2 protein-coding genes are annotated in these 1300 nt (G+C 70.0%); one reads left to right on the forward strand and one right to left on the reverse strand.

Features of this window, described 5'->3' with window-relative positions:
- Positions 1-401, forward strand: a 401-nt coding sequence (locus AC1DWF_RS32055; protein WP_476842572.1) for a YqgE/AlgH family protein, incomplete at its 5' end; no start/stop codon positions are given.
- An 18-nt stretch (positions 402-419) separates the two neighbouring features.
- On the opposite strand, the gene AC1DWF_RS32060 is transcribed toward AC1DWF_RS32055, so the two are convergent.
- Positions 420-1300, reverse strand: an 881-nt coding sequence (locus AC1DWF_RS32060; protein ID WP_476842573.1) for an ABC transporter substrate-binding protein, incomplete at its 5' end; no start/stop codon positions are given.

Raw genomic sequence — 1300 nt, forward strand, 5'->3', positions numbered from 1 at the left:
TGCTGAAGCAGGTCGGCGTGGAGCCGCTGCCGCCGCAACGGAGCATCCGCCTCGTCAATGGCGGCCCCGTCGAGGAAAGCCGCGGCTTCGTGCTGCACAGCGGCGAGTGGAAGGCCGAGGGCTCGCTGCCCGTCGAGGGCGGCTACGCGCTGACGGCGAGCCTGGACATCCTCAAGGCCATCGCCTCCGGCGGCGGCCCGAAGCAGGGGCTCCTGGCGCTGGGCTATGCCGGATGGGGCGCCGGCCAGCTGGAGGCCGAGATCGCCCGCAACGACTGGCTCTCCGTCCCCGCCGACGAGGACCTGCTCTTCGGCGGCGACGACCGCACGCGCTGGCGCCGCGCGCTGGCCAAGCTCAACATCGACCCGACGCTGCTGTCCGGAGAAGCGGGGCACGCCTGAGCGCACCCCGCCGGAAGCTCATGTCCTTCGCACATTCCAGAAGGCCACGATCCCCTCCAGCACGCCCGTGATGGTCCGCCGGTGCGCCGTCTTGGAGAAGTACTGCCCGGTCGGCAGGTAGGTCGCCTGCTGCAGGATCTCGCGCTGGAACTCCGCCGCGATCCGCTTCTGGCTGTCGAGGTCCGGCGCGTCGATCCAGGCCATCCGCAGCTCCTCGGCCTTCGGCGCGCTCGGCCAGCCGAACCAGGCATCCGCCCCGTTCGACCGCAGCACCTGGTAGCCGAGCGGATTCACGGAATCGATACCGAACCAGGTGGTGTGGAACATGCTCCACCCGCCCTTGTCGATCGGCTCCTTGCTCGCGCGGCGCTGCACCACCGAGCCCCAGTCCATCACCTGGAAATCGACGTTCATGCCCATCTTCACCAGCAGGTCGCGCCCCACCTCGGACAGGGCGGTGAGCGCCGGCTGGTCGGAGGCGCCCATCAGCACCACGCGCTCGCCATTGTAGCCGGCCTCSCGCAGCTCGCGTTTCGAGCGTTCCATGTCCCGCGGGCGGGTGATGATCTCCATCCCCGCCTCGTTCGCCAGCGGCGTGCCGGGCGTGAAGATGCCGACATTGTCGCGGTAGATGCCGGGCTCGGTGCCGGCGCAGGCGATCATGAAGTCGGCCTGCGACATGGCGCCCACCACCGCGCGGCGGATCGCGGGATTGTTGAAGGGCGGATACAGGCAGTTGAAGATGCCGCTGCCCACCGTGCCGAGCGGGCTCGCGCTCTCGATCGCGATGTCGCGCGAGCGGCGCAGCAGGGGCAGGAGGTCGTTCGGCGGGTTCTCCCACCAGTCCATCTCGCCATTGGTCAGCGCGGCGGCCTTGGTCGCGGCATCCGGCATCACCG

It is taken from the genome of Aminobacter sp. P4_D5 (assembly GCF_056401815.1).